The sequence below is a fragment of the Streptomyces sp. NPDC101178 genome, from assembly GCF_044767965.1.
GTDB lineage: Bacteria > Actinomycetota > Actinomycetes > Streptomycetales > Streptomycetaceae > Streptomyces.
Window position 1 is genome coordinate 204,161 of the sequence record NZ_JBIWOZ010000006.1, and the last position, 18,643, is coordinate 222,803.

Consider the following 18,643-nt stretch of genomic DNA (forward strand, 5'->3'; position numbering starts at 1 on the left):
GTACGACGCCGAGCCCGCCCTCCCCCGTACGTGGGGAGGGCGGGCTCGGCGTCTGTTCCGAGGACCGGCGGGCGCGGTCCGTCAGACCAGCCGGTCCCGCAACTCCCGCTTCAGGATCTTCCCGCTGGCGTTGCGCGGGAGTTCGTCCACGAAGACGACCCGCTTCGGCGCCTTGAAGTGGGCCAGCTTCTCGCGGGCGTGGTCGATGAGTTCGGTGTCGCTCGCCTCCTCGCGCAGGACCACGACGGCGGTGACGGCCTCGACCCAGCGTTCGTCGGGCAGACCGATGACGGCTGTCTCGGCGACGGCGGGATGGGTGTAGAGGGCGTCCTCCACCTGGCGGGAGGCGACCAGGACGCCGCCGGAGTTGATGACGTCCTTCACCCGGTCGACCACGGTGAAATAGCCCTCGGCGTCGCGGATCGCGAGGTCGCCGGAGCGGAACCAGCCGTCGCGGAAGGCGTCGGCCGTCTCCTCGGGCTTGTCCCAGTAGCCGGTGCAGAGCTGAGGTGAGCGGTAGACCACCTCGCCCGGCGTTCCGTCCGGGACCTCGCGGCCCTCCTCGTCGACCACGCGGGCCTCCACGAAGAGGACGGGCCGGCCGCAGGACTCCATCCGGCCCTCGTGCTCGTCGGGGCCGAGGACGGTGGCGAGCGGGCCGATCTCGCTCTGGCCGAAGCAGTTGTAGAAGGCCAGGTGCGGCAGGCGGGCCCGGAGCCGTTCCAGGACGGGTACGGGCATGACCGACGCCCCGTAGTACGCCTTGCGGAGCGCGGAGAGGTCGCGGGCGGCGAAGTCCGGGTGGCCCGCGAGGCCGATCCAGACGGTGGGCGGGGCGAACAGGCTGTCGGCCAGGCCCGCTTCGACCAGGTCGAAGATCCGGCCGGCGTCCGGCGCGTCCAGGATGATGTTCTCCGCGCCGACCGCCAGATACGGCAGCAGGAACACATGCGTCTGCGCCGAGTGGTAGAGCGGCAACGAGTGCACGGGCCGGTCGCTCGCCGCCAGATCGAGCGCGGTGATGGCACTGACGTACTCGTGGACCAGGGCCCCGTGCGTCATCATCGCGCCCTTGGGGAGGGCGGTGGTCCCGGAGGTGTAGAGCAGCTGCACCAGGTCGCCGGAGCCGGGCGCGCGCTCCGGGGTGAAGGGCCTCGCGGTGTCCAGGACGTCGAGGAGCGAGCCGGGGGCGTCCCGCAGGGCACGTACGGGACGGCCGGCCGGGACGCGGTCCGCCAGGTCCGGGTCGGTGAGGACGAGGGCGGAGCCGGACTGGTCCAGGAGGTACGCCAGGTCGTCGCCGGTCAGGTTCTGGTTGACGGGCACGTGGACGAGGCCGGCCCGGGCGCAGGCGAGGAAGGCGATCAGGTAGGCGTCGGAGTTGTGCGCGTACGAGGCCACCCGGTCGCCGGGGTGCAGCGCGTGTTCGGCCGTCAGGACGGCCGCCGCGGTGGAGACCGCCGCGTCCAGGGCGCCGTAGCTCCAGGCCCGGTCGCCGTACCGCACGGCGATCCGTTCCGGGGTGCGGCGGGCGCTGCGGGTGAGGACGCCGTCGACGGTACTGCTGCGTACACCGGTCATGGGCGTGATCCTGTGCGGCCGGACGCGGCGGGTCAAGGGGCCGTCGGGGAGTTCCGGGCGGTGCCGGGAAACGATCGGGGGCGTCGGAGCGGCTGGATACCGACCAGACGGTTGACAGAGGGACGAGTGCCCTGGCTGAGTGGCGCGTGGCTGCCCGGCGGTTCGGGCAACCTCCTCGGCCACCCGCCTTGTTGGGAGGAACACCCTTGACCTTCCGTAACCGTCTGAGACTGTTCGCGGTCTCGTCCCTAGCCCTGTTCACCGTGGCGGCGTCGCTGCCACCGGCCGTCGCCTCGCCAGGAACTGAGGCCCGGCGCCTGTCCGGCGGCGGGCTCTCCGCCACCATCCGGTACACGGAGTACGGCATTCCGCACATCGTGGCGAAGGACTACGCGAACCTGGGCTTCGGCACCGGCTGGGCGCAGGCCGCCGACCAGGTGTGCACGCTGGCCGACGGGTTCGCGACCGTGCGCGGCGAGCGGTCGAAGTACTTCGGGCCGGACGCGGCGCCGGGCGGCTCGCTCTCCTCTGCGACCAAGAACCTCTCCAGCGATCTGTTCTTCCGGGGCGTCCGGGACAGCGGGACGGTGGAGCGGCTGCTGAAGGTTCCGGCTCCGGCGGGTCCGAGCCGGGACGTCAAGGAGTCGATGCGCGGGTTCGCCGCCGGGTACAACGCGTGGCTCGCGCAGAATCGCACCCGCATCACCGATCCCGCCTGCCGTGGCGCCGCCTGGGTGCGGCCGGTGAGCGCGCTGGACGTGGCGGCCCATGGCGCCGCACTCTCCGTGCTCGGCGGCCAGGGGCGCGGCATCGACGGCATCACGGCCGCACAGCCGCCGACGGTCGCACCGCCCGCCGCCGGAGTCACGCCGCGGGAGGCGGCGGCGGCCGCCGAGCGCCTGCTGTCGACCGGACACGCGGACATGGGCTCCAACGCGGTCGCCTTCCGGGGCTCGACCACGGCGAACGGGCGCGGCCTGCTCCTCGGCAACCCGCACTACCCGTGGGACGGCGGCCGCCGCTTCTGGCAGTCGCAGCAGACCATCCCCGGCGAGCTGAACGTGGCGGGCGGCTCGCTCCTCGGCTCGACGACCATCTCGATCGGCCACAACGCGGACGTGGCCTGGAGCCACACCGTGGCGACCGGCGTGCCGCTGAACCTGCACCAGCTGGCGCTGGATCCGTCCGATCCCACGGTCTATCTGGTGGACGGGGTGCCGGAGCGGATGACGCGGCGTACGGTCACCGTGCCGGTGAAGGGCGGGGCGCCGGTGACGCGGAGCCAGTGGTGGACCCGGTACGGCCCGGTCGTCACCGCGTTCGGTGCGGCGCTGCCGCTGCCCTGGACGGCGACCACCGCCTACGCGCTCAACGACCCGAACGCCGCGAATCTGCGCGCCGCCGACACCGCGCTCGGCTTCAGCAAGGCCCGCTCCACCGCCGGGATCGAGCGGTCGCTCCGCCGCTCGCAGGGGCTGCCGTGGGTGAACACGATCGCCGCCGACCGGTCGGGGAACTCCTTCTTCTCGCAGTCGCAGGTGCTGCCGAGGATCACGGACGAGCTGGCGGCCCGCTGCTCGACGCCGCTGGGCCGGGCCACCTATCCGTCGGCCGGTCTCGCGGTGCTGGACGGCTCGACGTCGGCGTGCGCGCTCGGCCGCGACCGGGACGCGGTACAGCCCGGGATCTTCGGGCCGGGCCGGATGCCGACGCTCAGAGGCGCCCCGTACGTCGAGAACTCCAACGACAGCGCCTGGCTCACCAACGCCGACCGGCCGCTGACCGGCTACGAGCGGGTCTTCGGCACGGTCGCCACGCAGCGCTCCATCCGGACCCGGGGCGCGATCGAGGATGTCGCGGCGATGGCGGAGCGCGGGCGGCTGCGCGTCGGCGACCTGGAGCGCCAGCAGTTCGCGAACCGGGCGCCGACCGGCGATCTGGTCGCGGCCGACGTGGCACGGTGGTGCGCGGCGCTGCCGGGCGGGACCGCTGTCGGCGGCGACGGTACGGCGGTCGATGTGTCGGCGGCCTGCCCGGTGCTGCGACGGTGGGACCGGACGGTCGACAGCGGCAGCCGGGGCGCGCTGCTCTTCGACCGGTTCTGGCGCAAGGCGGCTTCCTCGGTGCCCGCGGCCGCGCTGTGGAAGGTGCCGTTCGACCCGGCCGATCCGGTACGTACGCCGCGCGGCATCGACACCACCGCGCCCGGCCTGTCCGGGGCTCTGGCCGACACGGTGACGGAGCTGCGGGCGTCGGGCATCGCGCTGGACGCACCGCTGGGCACGCACCAGTTCGTCGTACGGAACGGGAAGCGCGTCCCGGTCGGCGGCGGCACGGAGTCGCTCGGCATCTGGAACAAGATCGAGCCGGTGTGGAACCCGGCGGCGGGCGGCTACACGGAGGTGTCGGCCGGTTCCAGCTACATCCAGGCGGTCGGCTGGAACGCCGGCCGGTGCCCGGTGGCCCGGACGCTGCTCACGTACTCCCAGTCGTCGAACCCGAACTCGCCGCACTACAGCGACCAGACGCGGCTGTTCTCCGGTGAGCGGTGGGTGACGTCCCGGTTCTGCGAGAAGGACATCGCGCGCTCGCCGCAGCTGAAGGTGGTGCGCGTGCATGAGCGGCGGTAGCCGACCGGCGGGGTCGGTGAGGGGTTTTCCTCTCACCGACCCCGCTTACCGGGGCCGTTCTCTCACAGACCCGCTACAAGGGCCGTTCGTGGCCCTGCCAGTACGGTTCGCGCAGCCGCCGCTTGTAGAGCTTGCCGTTGGGGTCACGGGGCATGGCGGCGATGAAGTCGAGGGAGCGCGGCCGTTTGTAGCCGGCGAGCCGTTCCTCGCAGTGCGCGAGGATCTCGGCGGCGAGCGCGTCACCGGCCTCGTACCCTTCGGCCGGTTCGACGACCGCCTTGACCTCCTCGCCCCGGTCGGCGTGCGGGATGCCGAAGGCGGCGGCGTCCGCGACGGCGGGGTGGGTGAGCAGGGCGGACTCGATCTCGGCCGGGTAGATGTTCACGCCACCGGCGATGATCATGTCGATCTTCCGGTCGCGGAGGAAGAGATAGCCGTCCGCGTCCAGCACACCGAGGTCGCCGACGGTGAAGAAGTCGCCGATGCGGTTCTTCCGGGTCTTGGTCTCGTCCTTGTGGTAGCTGAAGCCACCGGTGCTCATCTTCATGTAGACCGTGCCGAGTTGACCGGCCGGCAGCCGGTTTCCCTCGTCGTCGAAGACGGCGAGTTCGCTGATCGGCCAGGCCTTGCCGACAGTCCCGGGCTTCTTCAGCCACTCCTCGGCCGTGGCGAACGCGCCGCCGCCCTCGCTGGCCGCGTAGTACTCCTCGACGCAGCTCCCCCACCAGTCGATCATGGCGCGTTTCACATGGTCGGGGCAGGGCGCGGCCCCGTGGATGGCGTGCCGCATGGAGGAGACGTCGTAACGGGTCCTGATCTCGTCGGGCAGCGCGAGGAGTCGGTGGAACTGGGTGGGGACCATGTGCGTGTGCGTGCAGCGGTGGGTGTCGATGAGGCGGAGCATCTCCTCGGGCGACCAGCCGTCCATGAGGACGAGCGGGTGTCCTATGTGGAGAGCGGCGCTCGCGAATTGGAGCACTGCTGTGTGGTAGAGCGGCGAGCAGACCAGGTGGACGTTGTCGTCGAACGGCCGGATGCCGAAGATGCCGAGGAAGCCGCCGAGGTACGTCTCCTCCGGGAGCTTGCCGGGCAGCGGTCGGCGGATGCCGCGCGGGCGGCCGGTGGTGCCCGAGGTGTAGTTCATGACCCAGCCGAGCGTGCGGCCCTCGGGCGGGGTGGCGGGGTGGCCGTCGAGCAGCTCGGCGTACGGGCGGCAGCCGGGGACCGTGCCGACGGCGTAGCGGTGGCTCTCCGGGAGACCGGCCTCGTCGGCGGCGGCCGTCGCGGCGGCGGCGAAGCGTTCGTGGGTGATGAGGACGCGGGCGCCGGAGTCGGCGACGATCCAGGCGATCTCGGGGCCGACGAGGTGGTGGTTGACCGGGACCAGGTAGAAGCCGGCCTGGGAGGCGGCGAGGTGGGCGGTGAGGAGCGCGGTGCCGTTGGGCAGGACGACGGCGAACGCGTCGCCTTCGCTCATCCCGGCCGCGCGCAGTCCGTGGACCATGCGGTTGACGTCGGCGTGCAGCCGGCCCGCGCTCCACTCCTCGCCGTCGGGCGCGACGAGGACGGTGCGGTCGGGGTCGGCGGCGGCCTGGGCCCAGAAGCCGTTGGGCGGCTGGTTCATGTGGCGCTCCTTCCGGCGATGCGGTTGATGCGGGTGACGGCCCGTTCGAAGCCGCGCGTCAGGTCGTCGACGACCGCCCGCACCGTGCGTACGGTCTCCATCCGGCCGACGATCTGGCCGACGGGCGTGCCGAGCAACTCGCCGACCTCGTACTTCTGGATCCGGGAGACGGCGTCGGCGACCAGCAGGCCCTGGAGCGGCATGGGCAGGGTGCCGGGGCCGGCCGGGTCGTCCCAGGCGTCGGTCCACGCGGTACGGAGCTGGCGTGCGGGCTTCCCGGTGAGGGCGCGGGAGCGGACGGTGTCGCCGGATCCTGCGGCGAGGAGCTTGCGGGTGAGGGCATCGGAGTGGAGGTCGGCCTCCTCCGTGGTGAGCCAGAGGGAGCCGAGCCAGACGCCCTGAGCACCGAGGGCGAGTCCGGCGGCGGCCTGTTCGCCGCTGCCGATGCCTCCGGCGGCCAGTACGGGCAGCGGGGCGACGGCTTCGACGACCTCGGGGACGAGCACCATGGAGCCGATCTCGCCGGTGTGGCCGCCCGCCTCGTAGCCCTGCGCCACGACGACGTCGATGCCGGCCGCCGCGTGGCGGCGGGCGTGTTCGGCGCTTCCGGCGAGGGCGGCGACGAGGACGCCGTGGCTGTGGGCGCGGTCGATGACGTCGGCGGGCGGGGAGCCGAGGGCGTTGGCGAGGAGCTTGACGGGGTAATCGAAGGCCACGTCGAGCTGGCCCCGGGCGACCTCCTCCATCCAGCCGGTGATCCGCCAGCCGCTCGCCTCGCCTTCGGGGAGTTCCGGGACGCCGTGGCGGATCAGCAGGTCCTGGACGAAGCTCCGGTGCGCGTCTGGGATCATCGCCTCGACGTCCGCCTCTGTGACACCTTCGACCTTCTTGGCCGGCATGACGACATCGAGTCCGTACGGCCTGCCGTCCGCCAGCTTGTCCAGCCGGTCCAGGTCGCGGGCCAGCTCGCGCGGGTCGGTGTAGCGGACCGCGCCGAGCACACCGAAGCCGCCGGCTCTGCTGATGGCCGCCGCGACGGCGGGGAACGGCGTGAAGCCGAAGATGGCGTGCTCGATGCCCAGTTCTCTGCTCAGCTCCGTCTCCATGGGCGGCAGGATGCCGCAGCCGTTCGGCCGAGGGAAGAGATTTTCTGATGCAGTGTCAGATTCTTTGCGGGCCCGGAGGCGTACGGGACGGCGGAGGCGACAGTAACCTCTGCGGCGGCAGGAACTTTCACTGCTCGGCGAAATCTCGGAAGTTACTTTCGCGCCGGAGCGGTCGTACGGGGATCGGCCCGGCGGCCCTTCTGGGCATGGGAAGGGGTTGCGGATGACCGGGTACGCGACGGAGAACGGGGACACGGCGGGCGGCGGGGAGCCGGGAGGGACCGGGCACACGGCGGGCGACGGGAAACCGCGAGGAAGCGGGAGCGGCATCGGCCGCCGGAGGCTGGGCGGCGGGATACTGGCACTCGGCGGCGCGCTCGCCTTGGCACCGATCCCTCTGGCGGGGGCGGCCGAGCGGGGCGCGCCGGGCACGGTGGCGGCGGAGACGGGAGCGGGCATGGGATCAAAGGCCCGCCGGCCCGGGCCCACGTTGCGGCGCGGCAGCGCCACACGCGCCGGGCTGCTCCAGGGGCCGCTGGACCGGCTCGTCCGGGAGGCGGAGGCGTACCTCGCCGACTCGCCCAAGCACCCCTGGTACGCGGGCGCGGTGCTGCTCGCCGGACGGGGCGGCACGGTCGCGCTGCACCGGCCGATCGGCCATGCCGTGCGCTACGCGGGGTACGACGAGAGCACGGACACCGGGGTGGAGTTCCCGGTGGAGCAGCAGATTCCGATGGCCGAGGACACCGTCTTCGACCTGGCGTCGATCTCCAAGCTGTTCACGTCGATCCTGGCGGTGCAGCAGATCGAGCGCGGCGCGCTGGAGCTGGAGGCCACCGTGGCCTCGTATCTTCCGGATTTCGCGGGCGGTGGCAAGCAGTCCGTCACGGTCCGCCAGCTGCTCACCCACACCTCGGGTTTCCGTTCCTGGATCCCGCTCTACCAGGAGCCGACCCGGGAGGGAAAGCTCCGGATGATCTGGAACGAGGTCCCGGCGAGCACCCCCGGCAGCGCCTACCTCTACTCCGACCTCAACCTGATCTCGCTGCAACTGATCCTCGAAGAGATCACCGGTCGCACTCTGGATCTCCTGCTCCACGACGAGATCACTGCTCCGCTTTCGATGCACCGCACGCGCTACAACCCGCCCGCCTCCTGGAAGCCGAAGATCGCGGCCACCGAGGATGCCCGGCTCCCGTGGTCCGGCCTGGAACGCGGCCTGGTGTGGGGCGAGGTGCACGACGAGAACGCCTACAGCTTCGACGGCGTGGCCGGTCACGCCGGGGTCTTCTCCTGCGCCTGGGACCTGGCCGTCCTGGCCCGGACGCTGCTCAACGGCGGTGTCTACGGCCGCGCCCGCATCCTCTCCGAGGACTCCGTCGACCTCCTCTTCACCGACTTCAACACCGCCTTCCCCGGCGACGAACACGGCCTCGGCTTCGAGCTCTACCAGCACTGGTACATGGGCGCGATGGCCACGCCGCGCTCGGCGGGCCACACCGGCTTCACCGGGACCAGCCTGGTGCTCGACCCGTCCACCGACACGTTCCTGATCGTGCTGGGCAACTCGGTCCATCCCGTACGGAGCTGGCGCTCGGGCAGCGCGCCCCGGGTGGCGACCGCCAACCAGCTGGCCCGGGCGGTGCCGGTCCGGCCGGAGCGAGGACGTACGGCCTGGTTCTCCGGCATGGCGAGCGCCTCCACCGCCACGCTCACCCTGCCCGCACTCCGCCTGGACTCCCCGCGCCCCAGGCTGGAGTGCGCCCTGTGGTGGGACACCGAGCCCGGCTCCGACCGGCTGGTGCTGGAGGCCTCGGCCGGCGGGGCGTGGCAGCCGGTGCCGTTCACCACGGTGGGCCCGGGCCGCCACCGCCCGGCACCTCAGCCGCACCCGGAGGGCTGGGTCTCGGGCTGGTCCGGGCGGGTGTGGCACCGGGCGGAGGCGGACCTGTCGGCGTGGCGCGGCGGAAGCGTCCGACTGCGGTGGCGGTACGCGACGGATCAGCTGTACGTGGGGCGCGGCGCGTATGTGGACTCCCTGCGGGTACGGGACGGCGTCGGCACGGTCTTCGACTCCGGCCGCCCCCGGGACGCGGGCCGGATCGCGGCGGCGGGCTGGGTGCTGTCGGCCGACTGAGCGGCTGGGCGGGCGGCGCGCCGCGTCATGGGCTGTCGCGCGCCGCCGGCTGCCGCCAGAATGGCAGCACCGTTCCGCCCAGGGGCTGTTGGACGTCACCGAGCCCCGTCCAGGTCGGTCCGCGTGCGCGTTGCCCAGGACCGATCACCGGAGGCCCGACCCCATGAGCAGCGTCCCGCACACCGCCGCCCTCCCCGTGACCGGCCGGGCTCCCGCGACGGCGAGGCGAGGTCTGCTGTACGCGGCCGCCACCGGCATGGCGGCGGCTCTCACCGCCCCGGACGCGCGGGCGGCCGGTCACCGCGAGGCCGCCCGCCCGCACCCCGCCACGCCCTGGACCACCTCCTGGGCCACCGCGCAGACCTCGCCCACGGCGGACGATCCGCTCGCGGCAGCCGGGCTGACCGACGGGCTCTGCACCACCCGGCTGCGGCTCTCGGCGGGCGGGCAGGTCAGACTGCGGTACGCGCACGCCTTCGGGACCGCGCCGGTACTGGTGGGCCCGGTGACCGCCGACGGCCGCCCCGTCACCTTCGCCGGGCAGCCGCAAGGATGGCTGGCCGCCGGCGCGACCCTCACCAGCGACCCGGTGGAGGGCCTCCGCGTGCCGGACGGCTCCCCGCTGACCGTCGCAACGCGGCTCCCGGGCCCCACCGGCCCGCTCTCCTTCCACCGCGACACCCACGCCTGGCACACCGTCGACGGCGTCCGCACCCGGTCCGTCCTCCTCCTGACCGGCATCGAGACGACCGGCGCGCGCGGCCCGGTCGTCGCCGTGCTGGGCGACTCCATCGCCGAGGGCGCCGGCACACCCGACGACGCGGACCTGCGCTGGCCCGACCAGCTGGCGCGCCGACTGCCCGGCTCCGCCGTCGCCAACCTCGGCATCAGCGGCAACCGGCTGCTGCTCGACAGCGACCGCTACGGACCTGGTGGCCAGGCCCGCTTCGACCGGGACGTGCTGTCGCTGCCGGGGCTGCGGACGGTCCTGGTGCACCTGGGCGTCAACGACCTCTTCCATGTGCCCGCCGAACGCGACCCGTCGCGCATGGTGGCCGCGTACCGCCAACTGGCCCTGCGCGCCCGGTCCGCCGGGCTGCGGGTGGTGGGCGCCACCATCACGCCGTTCGAAGGGTGGCCGCGGTGGACGCCGGAGCAGGACGCGGTACGCCGACGGGTCAACGAGGCCGTGCGGACCGGGCGGATCTTCGACGCCGTCACCGACGTCGACGCCGCGCTCCGCGACCCGGACCGTCCGTCCCGGCTGCTGCCGGAGTACGACAGCGGCGACGGCCTGCATCCGGGGCCCGCGGGCCACACGGCCATCGCCGCCGCCGTCGAACAGCGGCACCTGCGGTAGGGGCTGGGGGTGTCCGGCGGATCAGGGCCGGACACCCCCTAACCCAGCGCCGCCATCGCCGCGTTGTGGCCGGGCACCCCGCTGACCCCGCCGCCGCGCACCGCGCCCGCTCCGCAGAGCAGGACGTTGGCGTGGGCGGTCTCGACGCCCCACTTCCCGGTGGCCTCGGTCGCGTACGGGAAGGAGAGGTCGCGGTGGAAGATGTGGCCGCCGGGCAGGCGGAGGTCCCGTTCGAGGTCGAGCGGGGTCTTGGCCTCGATGCAGGGTTCGCCGTTCTCGTCGCGGGCCAGGCAGTCGGTGATCGGCTCCTCCAGGTGGGCGTCGAGTTCGGCGAGGGTGGCCTTGAGCAGGGCGACGCGGGTGGCGTCGTTGTCGGCGGTGAAGAGGCGGGCCGGGGTGTGGAGGCCGAAGAGGGTGAGGGTCTGGTAGCCGCGCGCGGCGAGGCCGGGGCCGAGGATCGAGGGGTCGGTCAGCGAGTGGCAGTAGATCTCGGACGGCGGTGCGGCGGGCAGCCGTCCGGCCGCCGCGTCCCGGTAGGCGTCGGCCAGCTGCCCGTACCCCTCGGCGATGTGGAACGTACCGGCGAAGGCCTGCCGGGGGTCGACGGACCGGTCGCGGAGGCGCGGGAGCCGGGTGAGCAGCATGTTCACCTTGAGCTGGGCGCCTTCGGCGGGCGGTGGCGGGGTCTCCCCGAGGAGGGCGGCGAGCGCCTGCGGGGAGGCGTTGACGAGCACCCGGCGGGCGGCGACGGTGTGTTCGCCGTCCGGGGTGCGGACGGTGACCTCGGCGTGCGTGCCGTCGGTCTCGATCCGGGTCGCCTCGTGGCGTACGCGGATCTCGGCGCCCGCCGCACGGGCGGCCCCTGCCAGCGCGTCGGTGAGGGCGCCCATGCCGCCGACGGGGACGTCCCAGTCGCCGGTTCCGCCGCCGATCACGTGGTAGAGGAAGCAGCGGTTCTGGAGCAGCGAGGCATCGTGGGCGTCGGAGAAGGTGCCGATCAGGGCGTCGGTCAGCACCACGCCGCGCACCAGGTCGTCGCTGAATTCGCGTTCGACGGCCACGCCGATCGGCTCCTCGAACAGCGTCCGCCAGGCTTCCGGGTCGTCGATCCGGGCCCGTAGCGCCTCCCGTTCGGGCAGCGGTTGGGTGAGGGTCGGGAAGGCCCGTTCGGCGACGCGCCGCGTCATGGCGTAGAAGCGCTGCCACGCCTCGTACTCGCGCTCGCCTCCGGTCAGCGCGGCGAACGACTCCCGCGTCCGGTCGCCGCCGACGAGGAGCCCGGTGGCACGTCCGTCGCGGAGGGCCGGGGTGTACGAGGACACGGTCCGCTTCCGTACGGCGAAGGCGAGGCCGAGATCCCGGACGATCTTCTGCGGCAGCAGCGAGACCAGATAGGAGTAGCGCGAGAGGCGGGCGTCGACGCCGGCGAAGGGGCGGGTCGAGACGGCCGCTCCCCCGGTGGTGTCCAGGCGCTCCAGGACGAGGACGGACTGTCCGGCGCGGGCGAGGTAGGCGGCGGCGACCAGACCGTTGTGGCCGCCGCCCACGATCACGGCGTCGTAGCGGCCTCGGGCGGGTGCGCCGGGGTGCGGAGCGGACGGTTCAGGTTCAGGTGCGGGCATGCACCTTCGTAACATGGAGGGCTGTCCTCCGGCCAGAGGTCCCGGGGCCGTTTCCGCAGGCGGGGGCTTGTTCCCGGGGGCGGCTTCCGCAGGCGGTGGCTTCAGTTCGGCGGCAGGGCGTTCTGGGCCCGGTGGGCGGCGAGCGTGCGGAACAGCTCGGCGGACTCCTCCTTCCGCCCCAGCCGGTCCAGGCAGTGCGCCTCGTCGTGGCGGGCGGCCAGGGTCTCCGGATGGTCGGGGCCGAGAGCCCGGCCGCGTGCCCCGGCGACCGTCCGGTACGCGGTGAGGGCGTCGGTCCACCGGCCGAGCCAGCCGAGGGCGACGGCGACCTCTCGGCAGCTGGTCACGGTGTCCGGGTGGTCGGCGCCGAGCGTGCGCTCGCGGATCTCGCACACGTCGCGCGCCTCGGCGAGCGCCTCCTCCCAGCGGCCCATCCGCCCCAGGTTGACGCCCAGGCCGTGGCGGGCGCGGAGCGTCTCGGGGTCGGACGGTCCGCCCACCCGCGTACGGTCGGTGACCAGGCCCCGGTACAGCTCCAAAGCCTCGGCGCTGCGGCCGAGCCGGCCGAGGCTGATACCGGCCTCGTAGCGGGCGGCGAGGGTGTCGGGATGGTCGGCGCCGAGCGTGGCGGCGCGGGCCCCGGCGACCTCCTGGTAGGTCTCCAGCGCTTCCGCCCAGCGCCCCAACCGGCCCAGGGTGTAGGCGACTTCGTACCGGGTGGCGAGCGTGTCGGGGTGGGTCGCGCCGAGCAGCCGGGCCCGGTCTTCGGCGACCTGGGTGGCCAGCTGCCACGACTCCTCCGGCCGTCCGAGACGGCTGAGGTTGAACGCCAGATTGTGGCGGCAGCGCAAGGTCTCCGGGTGGTCGGGGCCCATCGAGCGGGTGCGGGCGGCGAGGACCGCCGCGTACACCTGATGGGCTTCGAAGTGGCGGCCGAGCTGGCCGAGGACGTGGGCGGTCTGCTGCCGGGCGGCGAGGGTCTGCGGGTGGTCGGGGCCCAGGGCGCGTTCGCGGCCCGCGGCGACCTGGCCGAACTCGCGCAGGGCGTCGGCGGCCCGGCCGGTGCGGCTGAGGGTGAGGCCGACCTCGTACCGGCTGGCGAGCGTGTCCGGATGGTCGGGGCCGAGCACGCTCTCGCGCTCCGCCGCCACCGCGCGGTGCACCTCGCCCGCCTCCTCCCACCGGCCCAGCCGTCCCAGGTCGACGCCCGAGCTGTGGCGGCCGGCGAGGTCGGCGAGCAGCTCGGGGGTGGGGGCGATGGGCCTCAGCCCGGTGGAACCGTCGGTGTCGGAGGGCGCGGTGGTGGGTTTCGCGGTGGTCCAGCGGCCGGTGAGTCCTTCGGCGGGGTCGGGCAGGGCGGCCCCCGGGACGAGGGAGGCGGAGGCCTTGTGTCCAGGCGTCATGCCACGGGCCCAGGACGGCAGTCCGGAGTCCGGACGGAGGACGGCGGGCCCAGCGGCGTCGGGCGGGCCGGTCAGCGGGACCGACGGGTACGCGAGGCCGGTCACCGCCTGACCGCCGGTGCGGCCGAGCACGATCCGGCGGCGCAGATCGCCCGCGTCGGCGGGCCGCTCGTCGGGGGCCTTGGCCAGCAGGTCCAGGACGACACGGTCGAAGAAGCCCGGGAGTTCGGCGCGGTGGGTGCGCGGCGGTTCGGGCTGGGTGTCGCGGTGTCCCACGAGTACCGCCCAGGCGTCGTCCAGGTCGAACGGCGGTACACCGGTGGCGATCTCGTACAGCACACAGCCGAGCGAGTAGAGGTCGCTGCGGTGGTCGACCTCCTTGCCGCCGATCTGCTCGGGCGACATGTAGTGCGGGGTGCCCATGGCGATGCCGGTGGTGGTGAGCCGGGAGGTGACGCCGATGTCGTGGCCGAGACGCGCTATGCCGAAATCGCAGATCTTCACCGTGCCGTCGGTGAGCCGCATGATGTTGGCGGGCTTCAGATCACGGTGGACGATGCCTTGCCGGTGCGTGTAGCCGAGCGCGTCGGCGACCTGCTCGGCGATGTCGACGACATGGTCGACGGGGAGCGGGCGCTGCTGGTTCTCCTCCAGGAGCTGGCTCAGGTTGTGACCCTCCAGCAGCTCCATGACGAGGTAGAGGACGCCTTCGTGCTCGCCGAAGTCATGGACGACGGTGACGCCCCGGTGCTGGAGGGAGGCGGCGACCCGGGCCTCGCGGCGGAAGCGTTCGCGCAGGATGCGGGTGGAGGCCTGGTCGTGCTGCGGGACCATGGGCTTGAGGCACTTGACGGCGACCAGACGGCCCAGCGACTCGTCCCGCGCCCGCCACACCTCGCCCATGCCGCCGCGCCCGATCAGATCGAGCAGCCGGTACCGGCTCTGGATCAGCCTGGTGTCCGCCATCTCCCGTTTCTCGCCCCCGTCGTTCCCCGCCACTGCCCGCGCCCTCCCCGGCCCGTCCAGTATGGCGGCCTCCCGGCGGAGCCGGTACGCGGCGGGGCGCACTGCCGGACGACGCCTGGGCGTACGGGCGGTGCCAGGACGCGTAACAAGATCAGGAACAATGGTACGACGCGGGGCCTCCGGGGAGGGAGAGCCGCCGCGGCACGGCGGAACCATCGACGAGCGGGGGAATCATGCCCAGGTGGGGGCTGCTGGTGGAGCAGAACCTCGGGCTCGGCGGTCAGCGCCGGGTCTGGTCGGCCGGTGTCATGGACCATGTGGACGGTACGCGCGAGGAGGCGCTGGCGGTTCTGCGGCAGCGGGCCGAGACGTACCGGCCGGTGCATCCGGCGAGCCCGAAGCGCCGGAGGCTCTACCGGGAGTCCGACGGGTTCGTGCTGGTCCTGGACGGGGCCTGGCAGAGCTTCCACTGCCGCTTCACGGTGATCGAGGAGCTGTACGACAGCGCGGCGCCGAAGCCCGTACCTCCGGCCGCCCCCGAACCGGAGCCGGAGCCGAATCCGGTGCTCCCGCCTCCGCCACCACCGAAGCCGCGGCCGGAGCCGGAGCCCGAACAGCCGCGGGCCTGGGACGCGGATGTTCCCGAGGTCCCGTCGTGGCTCCACCGCGACCGGCCGTCCTGAGCCGCGAGGGCCGGTTCGGGGCCGGAGGGCGTCCCCCGGCCCCGTAAAGCACTCCCGTCAGCCTCCGACGTACGCCGCGAGGTGCTCGCCCGTGAGGGTGGAGCGGTCGGCGACCAGGTCGGCCGGGGTGCCCTCGAAGACGATCCGGCCGCCGTCGTGTCCGGCGCCGGGGCCGAGGTCGATGATCCAGTCGGCGTGCGCCATGACCGCCTGGTGGTGCTCGATGACGATCACCGACTTTCCGGACTCGACCAGCCGGTCGAGCAGCCCCAGCAGCTGCTCCACGTCGGCCAGGTGCAGACCGGTGGTCGGCTCGTCGAGAACGTACACACCGCCCTTCTCGCCCATGTGGGTGGCCAGCTTCAGCCGCTGGCGCTCACCGCCGGAGAGCGTGGTGAGCGGCTGGCCGAGGCGGAGGTAGCCGAGCCCGACGTCCGAGAGCCGGGTGAGGATCTTGTGCGCGGCGGGGACGCGGGCCTCCCCCTCGGCGAAGAACTTCTCCGCCTCGTCCACCGACATCGCGAGGACCTCGCTGATGTCGCGACCGCCGAGCTGGTGGTCGAGCACGGAGGCCTCGAACCGCTTGCCCTCGCACTCCTCGCAGACGGTGGCGATGCCCGCCATCATCGCCAGGTCGGTGTAGATGACCCCGGCGCCCTTGCAGGTGGGGCAGGCGCCTTCGGAGTTGGCGCTGAACAGGGCGGGCTTCACGCCGTTGGCCTTGGCGAACGCCTTGCGGATGGGTTCGAGGAGCCCGGTGTAGGTGGCCGGGTTGCTGCGGCGGGAGCCACGGATCGCGGTCTGGTCGATGGAGACGACGTCCTCGCCGGCCGGGATCGATCCGTGGATGAGGGAGCTCTTGCCGGAACCGGCGACACCCGTGACCACGCAGAGGACTCCGAGCGGGACGTCGACGTCGACATCCTGGAGGTTGTGGGCCGAGGCGCCGCGGATCTCCAGCGTGCCGGAGGGAGTGCGCACCTTCTCCTTGAGGACGGCCCGGTCGTCGAGGTGGCGGCCGGTGAGCGTCCCGCCGGCCCGCAGTCCTTCCACCGTGCCTTCGAAGCAGACGGTGCCGCCCGCGCTGCCGGCGCCGGGGCCGAGGTCGACGACGTGGTCGGCGATGGCGATGGCCTCCGGCTTGTGCTCCACCACGAGCACGGTGTTGCCCTTGTCGCGCAGCCGCAGCAGCAGGTCGTTCATGCGCTGGATGTCGTGCGGGTGGAGGCCGATGGTGGGCTCGTCGAAGACGTACGTGACGTCCGTGAGCGAGGAGCCGAGGTGGCGGATCATCTTGACGCGCTGCGCCTCACCGCCGGACAGCGTGCCCGAGGGCCGGTCGAGCGAGAGGTAGCCGAGGCCGATCTCGACGAACGATTCGAGCGTGCCGAGCAGCGCGCCGAGCAGCGGCGCCACCGAGGGCTCGTCGAGGTCGCGCACCCACTCGGCCAGGTCGCTGATCTGCATCGCGCAGGCGTCGGCGATGGAGATCTTCTTGATCTTCGAGGAACGGGCACCCTCGCTGAGCCGGGTGCCCGCGCACTCGGGACAGGTGGTGAAGGTGACGGCGCGTTCCACGAAGGCCCGGATGTGCGGCTGCATCGCCTCCTTGTCCTTGGAGAGGAACGACTTCTGGATCTTGGGGATCAGCCCTTCGAAGGTGAGGTTGGCGCCTTCGACCTTGACCTTGGTCGGCTCCCGGTAGAGGAAGTCCTGCATCTCCTTCTTGGTGAATTTGCGGATCGGCTTGTCCGGGTCGAGGAAGCCCGACTCGGCGTAGGTCCGCACGGTCCACCAGCTGTCCGACTTCCAGCCGGGGATGGTGAACGCGCCTTCGGAGATCGACTTGGTGTCGTCGTACAGCTGGGTGAGGTCGATGTCGGAGACCGTGCCCCGGCCCTCGCAGCGGACGCACATGCCGCCGGTACGGGTGAAGGTCTGCTTCTCCGTCCTGGTACCGGCGCCGCGCTCCACCGTGATCGCGCCGCTGGCCTTGACCGACGCCACGTTGAAGGAGAACGCGTTGGGCGAGCCGATGTGGGGCTTGCCGAGCCGGCTGAAGAGGATGCGCAGCATCGCGTTGGCGTCGGTGGCGGTGCCGACGGTGGAGCGGGGGTCGGCGCCCAGCCGCTGCTGGTCGACGATGATGGCCGTGGTCAGCCCTTCGAGCACGTCGACCTCGGGGCGGGCCTGCGTCGGCATGAAGCCCTGGACGAAGGCGCTGTAGGTCTCGTTGATCAGCCGCTGCGACTCCGCGGCGATCGTGTTGAACACCAGCGAGCTCTTGCCGGAGCCGGAGACCCCGGTGAACACCGTCAGCCGGCGCTTCGGGATCTCGATGTCGACATCCTTGAGGTTGTTCTCGCGCGCCCCGTGCACCCGGATCACTTCGTGGCTGTCGGCGACCGGCTGCGCTGCCGACTGCGATCCGGTCCTTGCGGCCTTGCTCATCGTCTCTCCATCTGTCGCGCGGGGCCGCCGCCGCTCACGTCCGTCTCCGGCGGCCCCGGCCCGGTCTCACCAGGTTCGAACGTTACGTTCTATTCTCGTCCGCCCCGGTCCCGCACCGCAGCGGAACCGGTCCAACGGCGGAGGCTTCAGCCCTTGCGCGGCTGGTTGAAGCGCAGCATGTTGCCGGCCGGGTCGCGGAAGGCGCAGTCACGGACTCCGTACGGCTGGTCGATCGGCTCCTGGAGCACCTCGCCGCCCGCGGCGCGGATGCGCTCGAAGGTCGCGTCGACGTCGTCGGTGGAGAAGATGACACCGCGCAGCAGGCCCTTGGCGAGCAGCTCGGCCATGGCCTGCTTGTCGGCGGCCGGGGCGTTGGGGTCGGCGAGCGGCGGTTCGAGGACGATCTCGACGTCCGGCTGCGCCGGGGAGCCGACCGTCACCCAGCGCATCCCCTCGAACCCGACGTCGTTGCGTATCTCCAGGCCGAGAACGTCCCGGTAGAAGGTGAGCGCCTTGTCGTGGTCGTCGACGGCGATGAAGGTCTGTGCGAGCTTGATTTCCATGAGGTTCACGCTACGGACGGGGTGGCACTTTCGCTTCTCCATTCCTGACCGGTCGCGTGTGGATCTTGGCGACACAGGCCGGGATGGCGGCGCCTTCCTCGTGCGGCCGCGCCCGGTAGGCGCTGGGGCTCTCGCCGACCAGCTCGGTGAAACGGGAGCTGAAGGACCCGAGCGAGGTACACCCGACGGCGAAGCAGACGTCGGTCACCGACAGGTCCCCGCGGCGCAGCAGCGCCTTGGCCCGCTCGATCCGGCGGGTCATGAGGTAGCCGTACGGACTCTCGCCGTACGCGGAACGGAAGCTGCGGGAGAAGTGCCCCGGCGACATGAGCGCACCGCGGGCGAGCGCCGCCACGTCGAGCGGCTCCGCGTACTCACGGTCCATGCGGTCACGGGCCCGGCGCAGCCGGACGAGGTCCTCCAGCGTCACTCAGCCATCTTCCCATGGGAGCGGGGTGAGCGAGAGGTCGCGCCCCCGCTCGCCCCACCCGCTCAAGGAGGCAGAACGACGTAATGC

At 72.6% G+C, this 18,643-nt stretch carries 12 protein-coding genes; 4 read left to right on the plus strand and 8 right to left on the minus strand.

Annotated features, from left to right (window positions below):
* Nucleotides 1-81: 81 nt before the first annotated feature.
* Nucleotides 82-1,581 (minus strand): acyl-CoA synthetase, encoded by a 1,500-nt coding sequence (locus ACIRR8_RS19270; RefSeq protein ID WP_404065967.1) that lies wholly within the window; start codon nt 1,579-1,581, stop codon nt 82-84.
* Nucleotides 1,582-1,787: 206 nt separating this feature from the next.
* On the opposite strand from ACIRR8_RS19270, the gene ACIRR8_RS19275 reads away from it, so the two are divergent.
* A complete protein-coding gene (locus tag ACIRR8_RS19275) occupies nt 1,788-4,211 on the plus strand; it encodes a penicillin acylase family protein (protein ID WP_404065969.1) in 2,424 nt (807 codons plus the stop codon).
* Nucleotides 4,212-4,284: 73 nt separating this feature from the next.
* On the opposite strand, the gene ACIRR8_RS19280 is transcribed toward ACIRR8_RS19275, so the two are convergent.
* Both ACIRR8_RS19280 and ACIRR8_RS19285 read right to left on the minus strand, forming a co-directional pair.
* Nucleotides 4,285-5,835, minus strand: a complete 1,551-nt coding sequence (locus ACIRR8_RS19280; protein ID WP_404065972.1) for an acyl-CoA synthetase — start codon at nt 5,833-5,835, stop codon at nt 4,285-4,287.
* Nucleotides 5,832-6,941, minus strand: a complete 1,110-nt coding sequence (locus tag ACIRR8_RS19285; protein WP_404065975.1) for an NAD(P)H-dependent flavin oxidoreductase — start codon at nt 6,939-6,941, stop codon at nt 5,832-5,834. The genes ACIRR8_RS19280 and ACIRR8_RS19285 overlap by 4 nt, the downstream gene beginning before the upstream one ends.
* Before the next feature lie 223 nt (nt 6,942-7,164).
* Here ACIRR8_RS19285 and ACIRR8_RS19290 point away from each other — a divergent pair, with 223 nt between their 5' ends.
* Together ACIRR8_RS19290 and ACIRR8_RS19295 are read left to right on the plus strand one after the other, a co-directional pair.
* The gene (locus ACIRR8_RS19290) at nt 7,165-9,078 is read left to right on the plus strand and encodes a serine hydrolase (protein WP_404065978.1); all 1,914 of its coding nucleotides are present in this window, start codon (nt 7,165-7,167) and stop codon (nt 9,076-9,078) included.
* Between the two features lie 196 nt (nt 9,079-9,274).
* Entirely contained in the window at nt 9,275-10,438 is a 1,164-nt protein-coding gene (locus tag ACIRR8_RS19295) for an SGNH/GDSL hydrolase family protein (RefSeq protein WP_404066562.1), read from the plus strand.
* 38 nt (nt 10,439-10,476) lie between these two features.
* On the opposite strand, the gene ACIRR8_RS19300 is transcribed toward ACIRR8_RS19295, so the two are convergent.
* Both ACIRR8_RS19300 and ACIRR8_RS19305 read right to left on the minus strand, forming a co-directional pair.
* Nucleotides 10,477-12,060, minus strand: coding sequence for a phytoene desaturase family protein (locus ACIRR8_RS19300; RefSeq protein WP_404065980.1), 1,584 nt, complete (start codon nt 12,058-12,060; stop codon nt 10,477-10,479).
* 101 nt (nt 12,061-12,161) lie between these two features.
* Nucleotides 12,162-14,429, minus strand: a complete 2,268-nt coding sequence (locus ACIRR8_RS19305) for a tetratricopeptide repeat protein (RefSeq protein WP_404065983.1) — start codon at nt 14,427-14,429, stop codon at nt 12,162-12,164.
* A 233-nt stretch (nt 14,430-14,662) separates the two neighbouring features.
* On the opposite strand from ACIRR8_RS19305, the gene ACIRR8_RS19310 reads away from it, so the two are divergent.
* Nucleotides 14,663-15,112, plus strand: coding sequence for a hypothetical protein (locus ACIRR8_RS19310; protein ID WP_404065986.1), 450 nt, complete (start codon nt 14,663-14,665; stop codon nt 15,110-15,112).
* Between the two features lie 57 nt (nt 15,113-15,169).
* Here ACIRR8_RS19310 and ACIRR8_RS19315 read toward each other — a convergent pair whose 3' ends face one another.
* From ACIRR8_RS19315 to ACIRR8_RS19325, 3 genes are all read right to left on the minus strand, one after another.
* On the minus strand, nt 15,170-17,563 hold the full coding sequence (locus tag ACIRR8_RS19315) for an ATP-binding cassette domain-containing protein (RefSeq protein WP_404065988.1): 2,394 nt from the start codon (nt 17,561-17,563) through the stop codon (nt 15,170-15,172).
* A gap of 146 nt (nt 17,564-17,709) precedes the next feature.
* Nucleotides 17,710-18,126 carry a VOC family protein gene (locus ACIRR8_RS19320; RefSeq protein WP_404065991.1) on the minus strand — a complete coding sequence of 139 codons (417 nt, stop codon included), beginning with the start codon at nt 18,124-18,126 and terminating at the stop codon, nt 17,710-17,712.
* Between the two features lie 10 nt (nt 18,127-18,136).
* The gene (locus ACIRR8_RS19325; protein ID WP_404065994.1) at nt 18,137-18,556 is read right to left on the minus strand and encodes a helix-turn-helix transcriptional regulator; all 420 of its coding nucleotides are present in this window, start codon (nt 18,554-18,556) and stop codon (nt 18,137-18,139) included.
* Nucleotides 18,557-18,643: the final 87 nt, after the last annotated feature.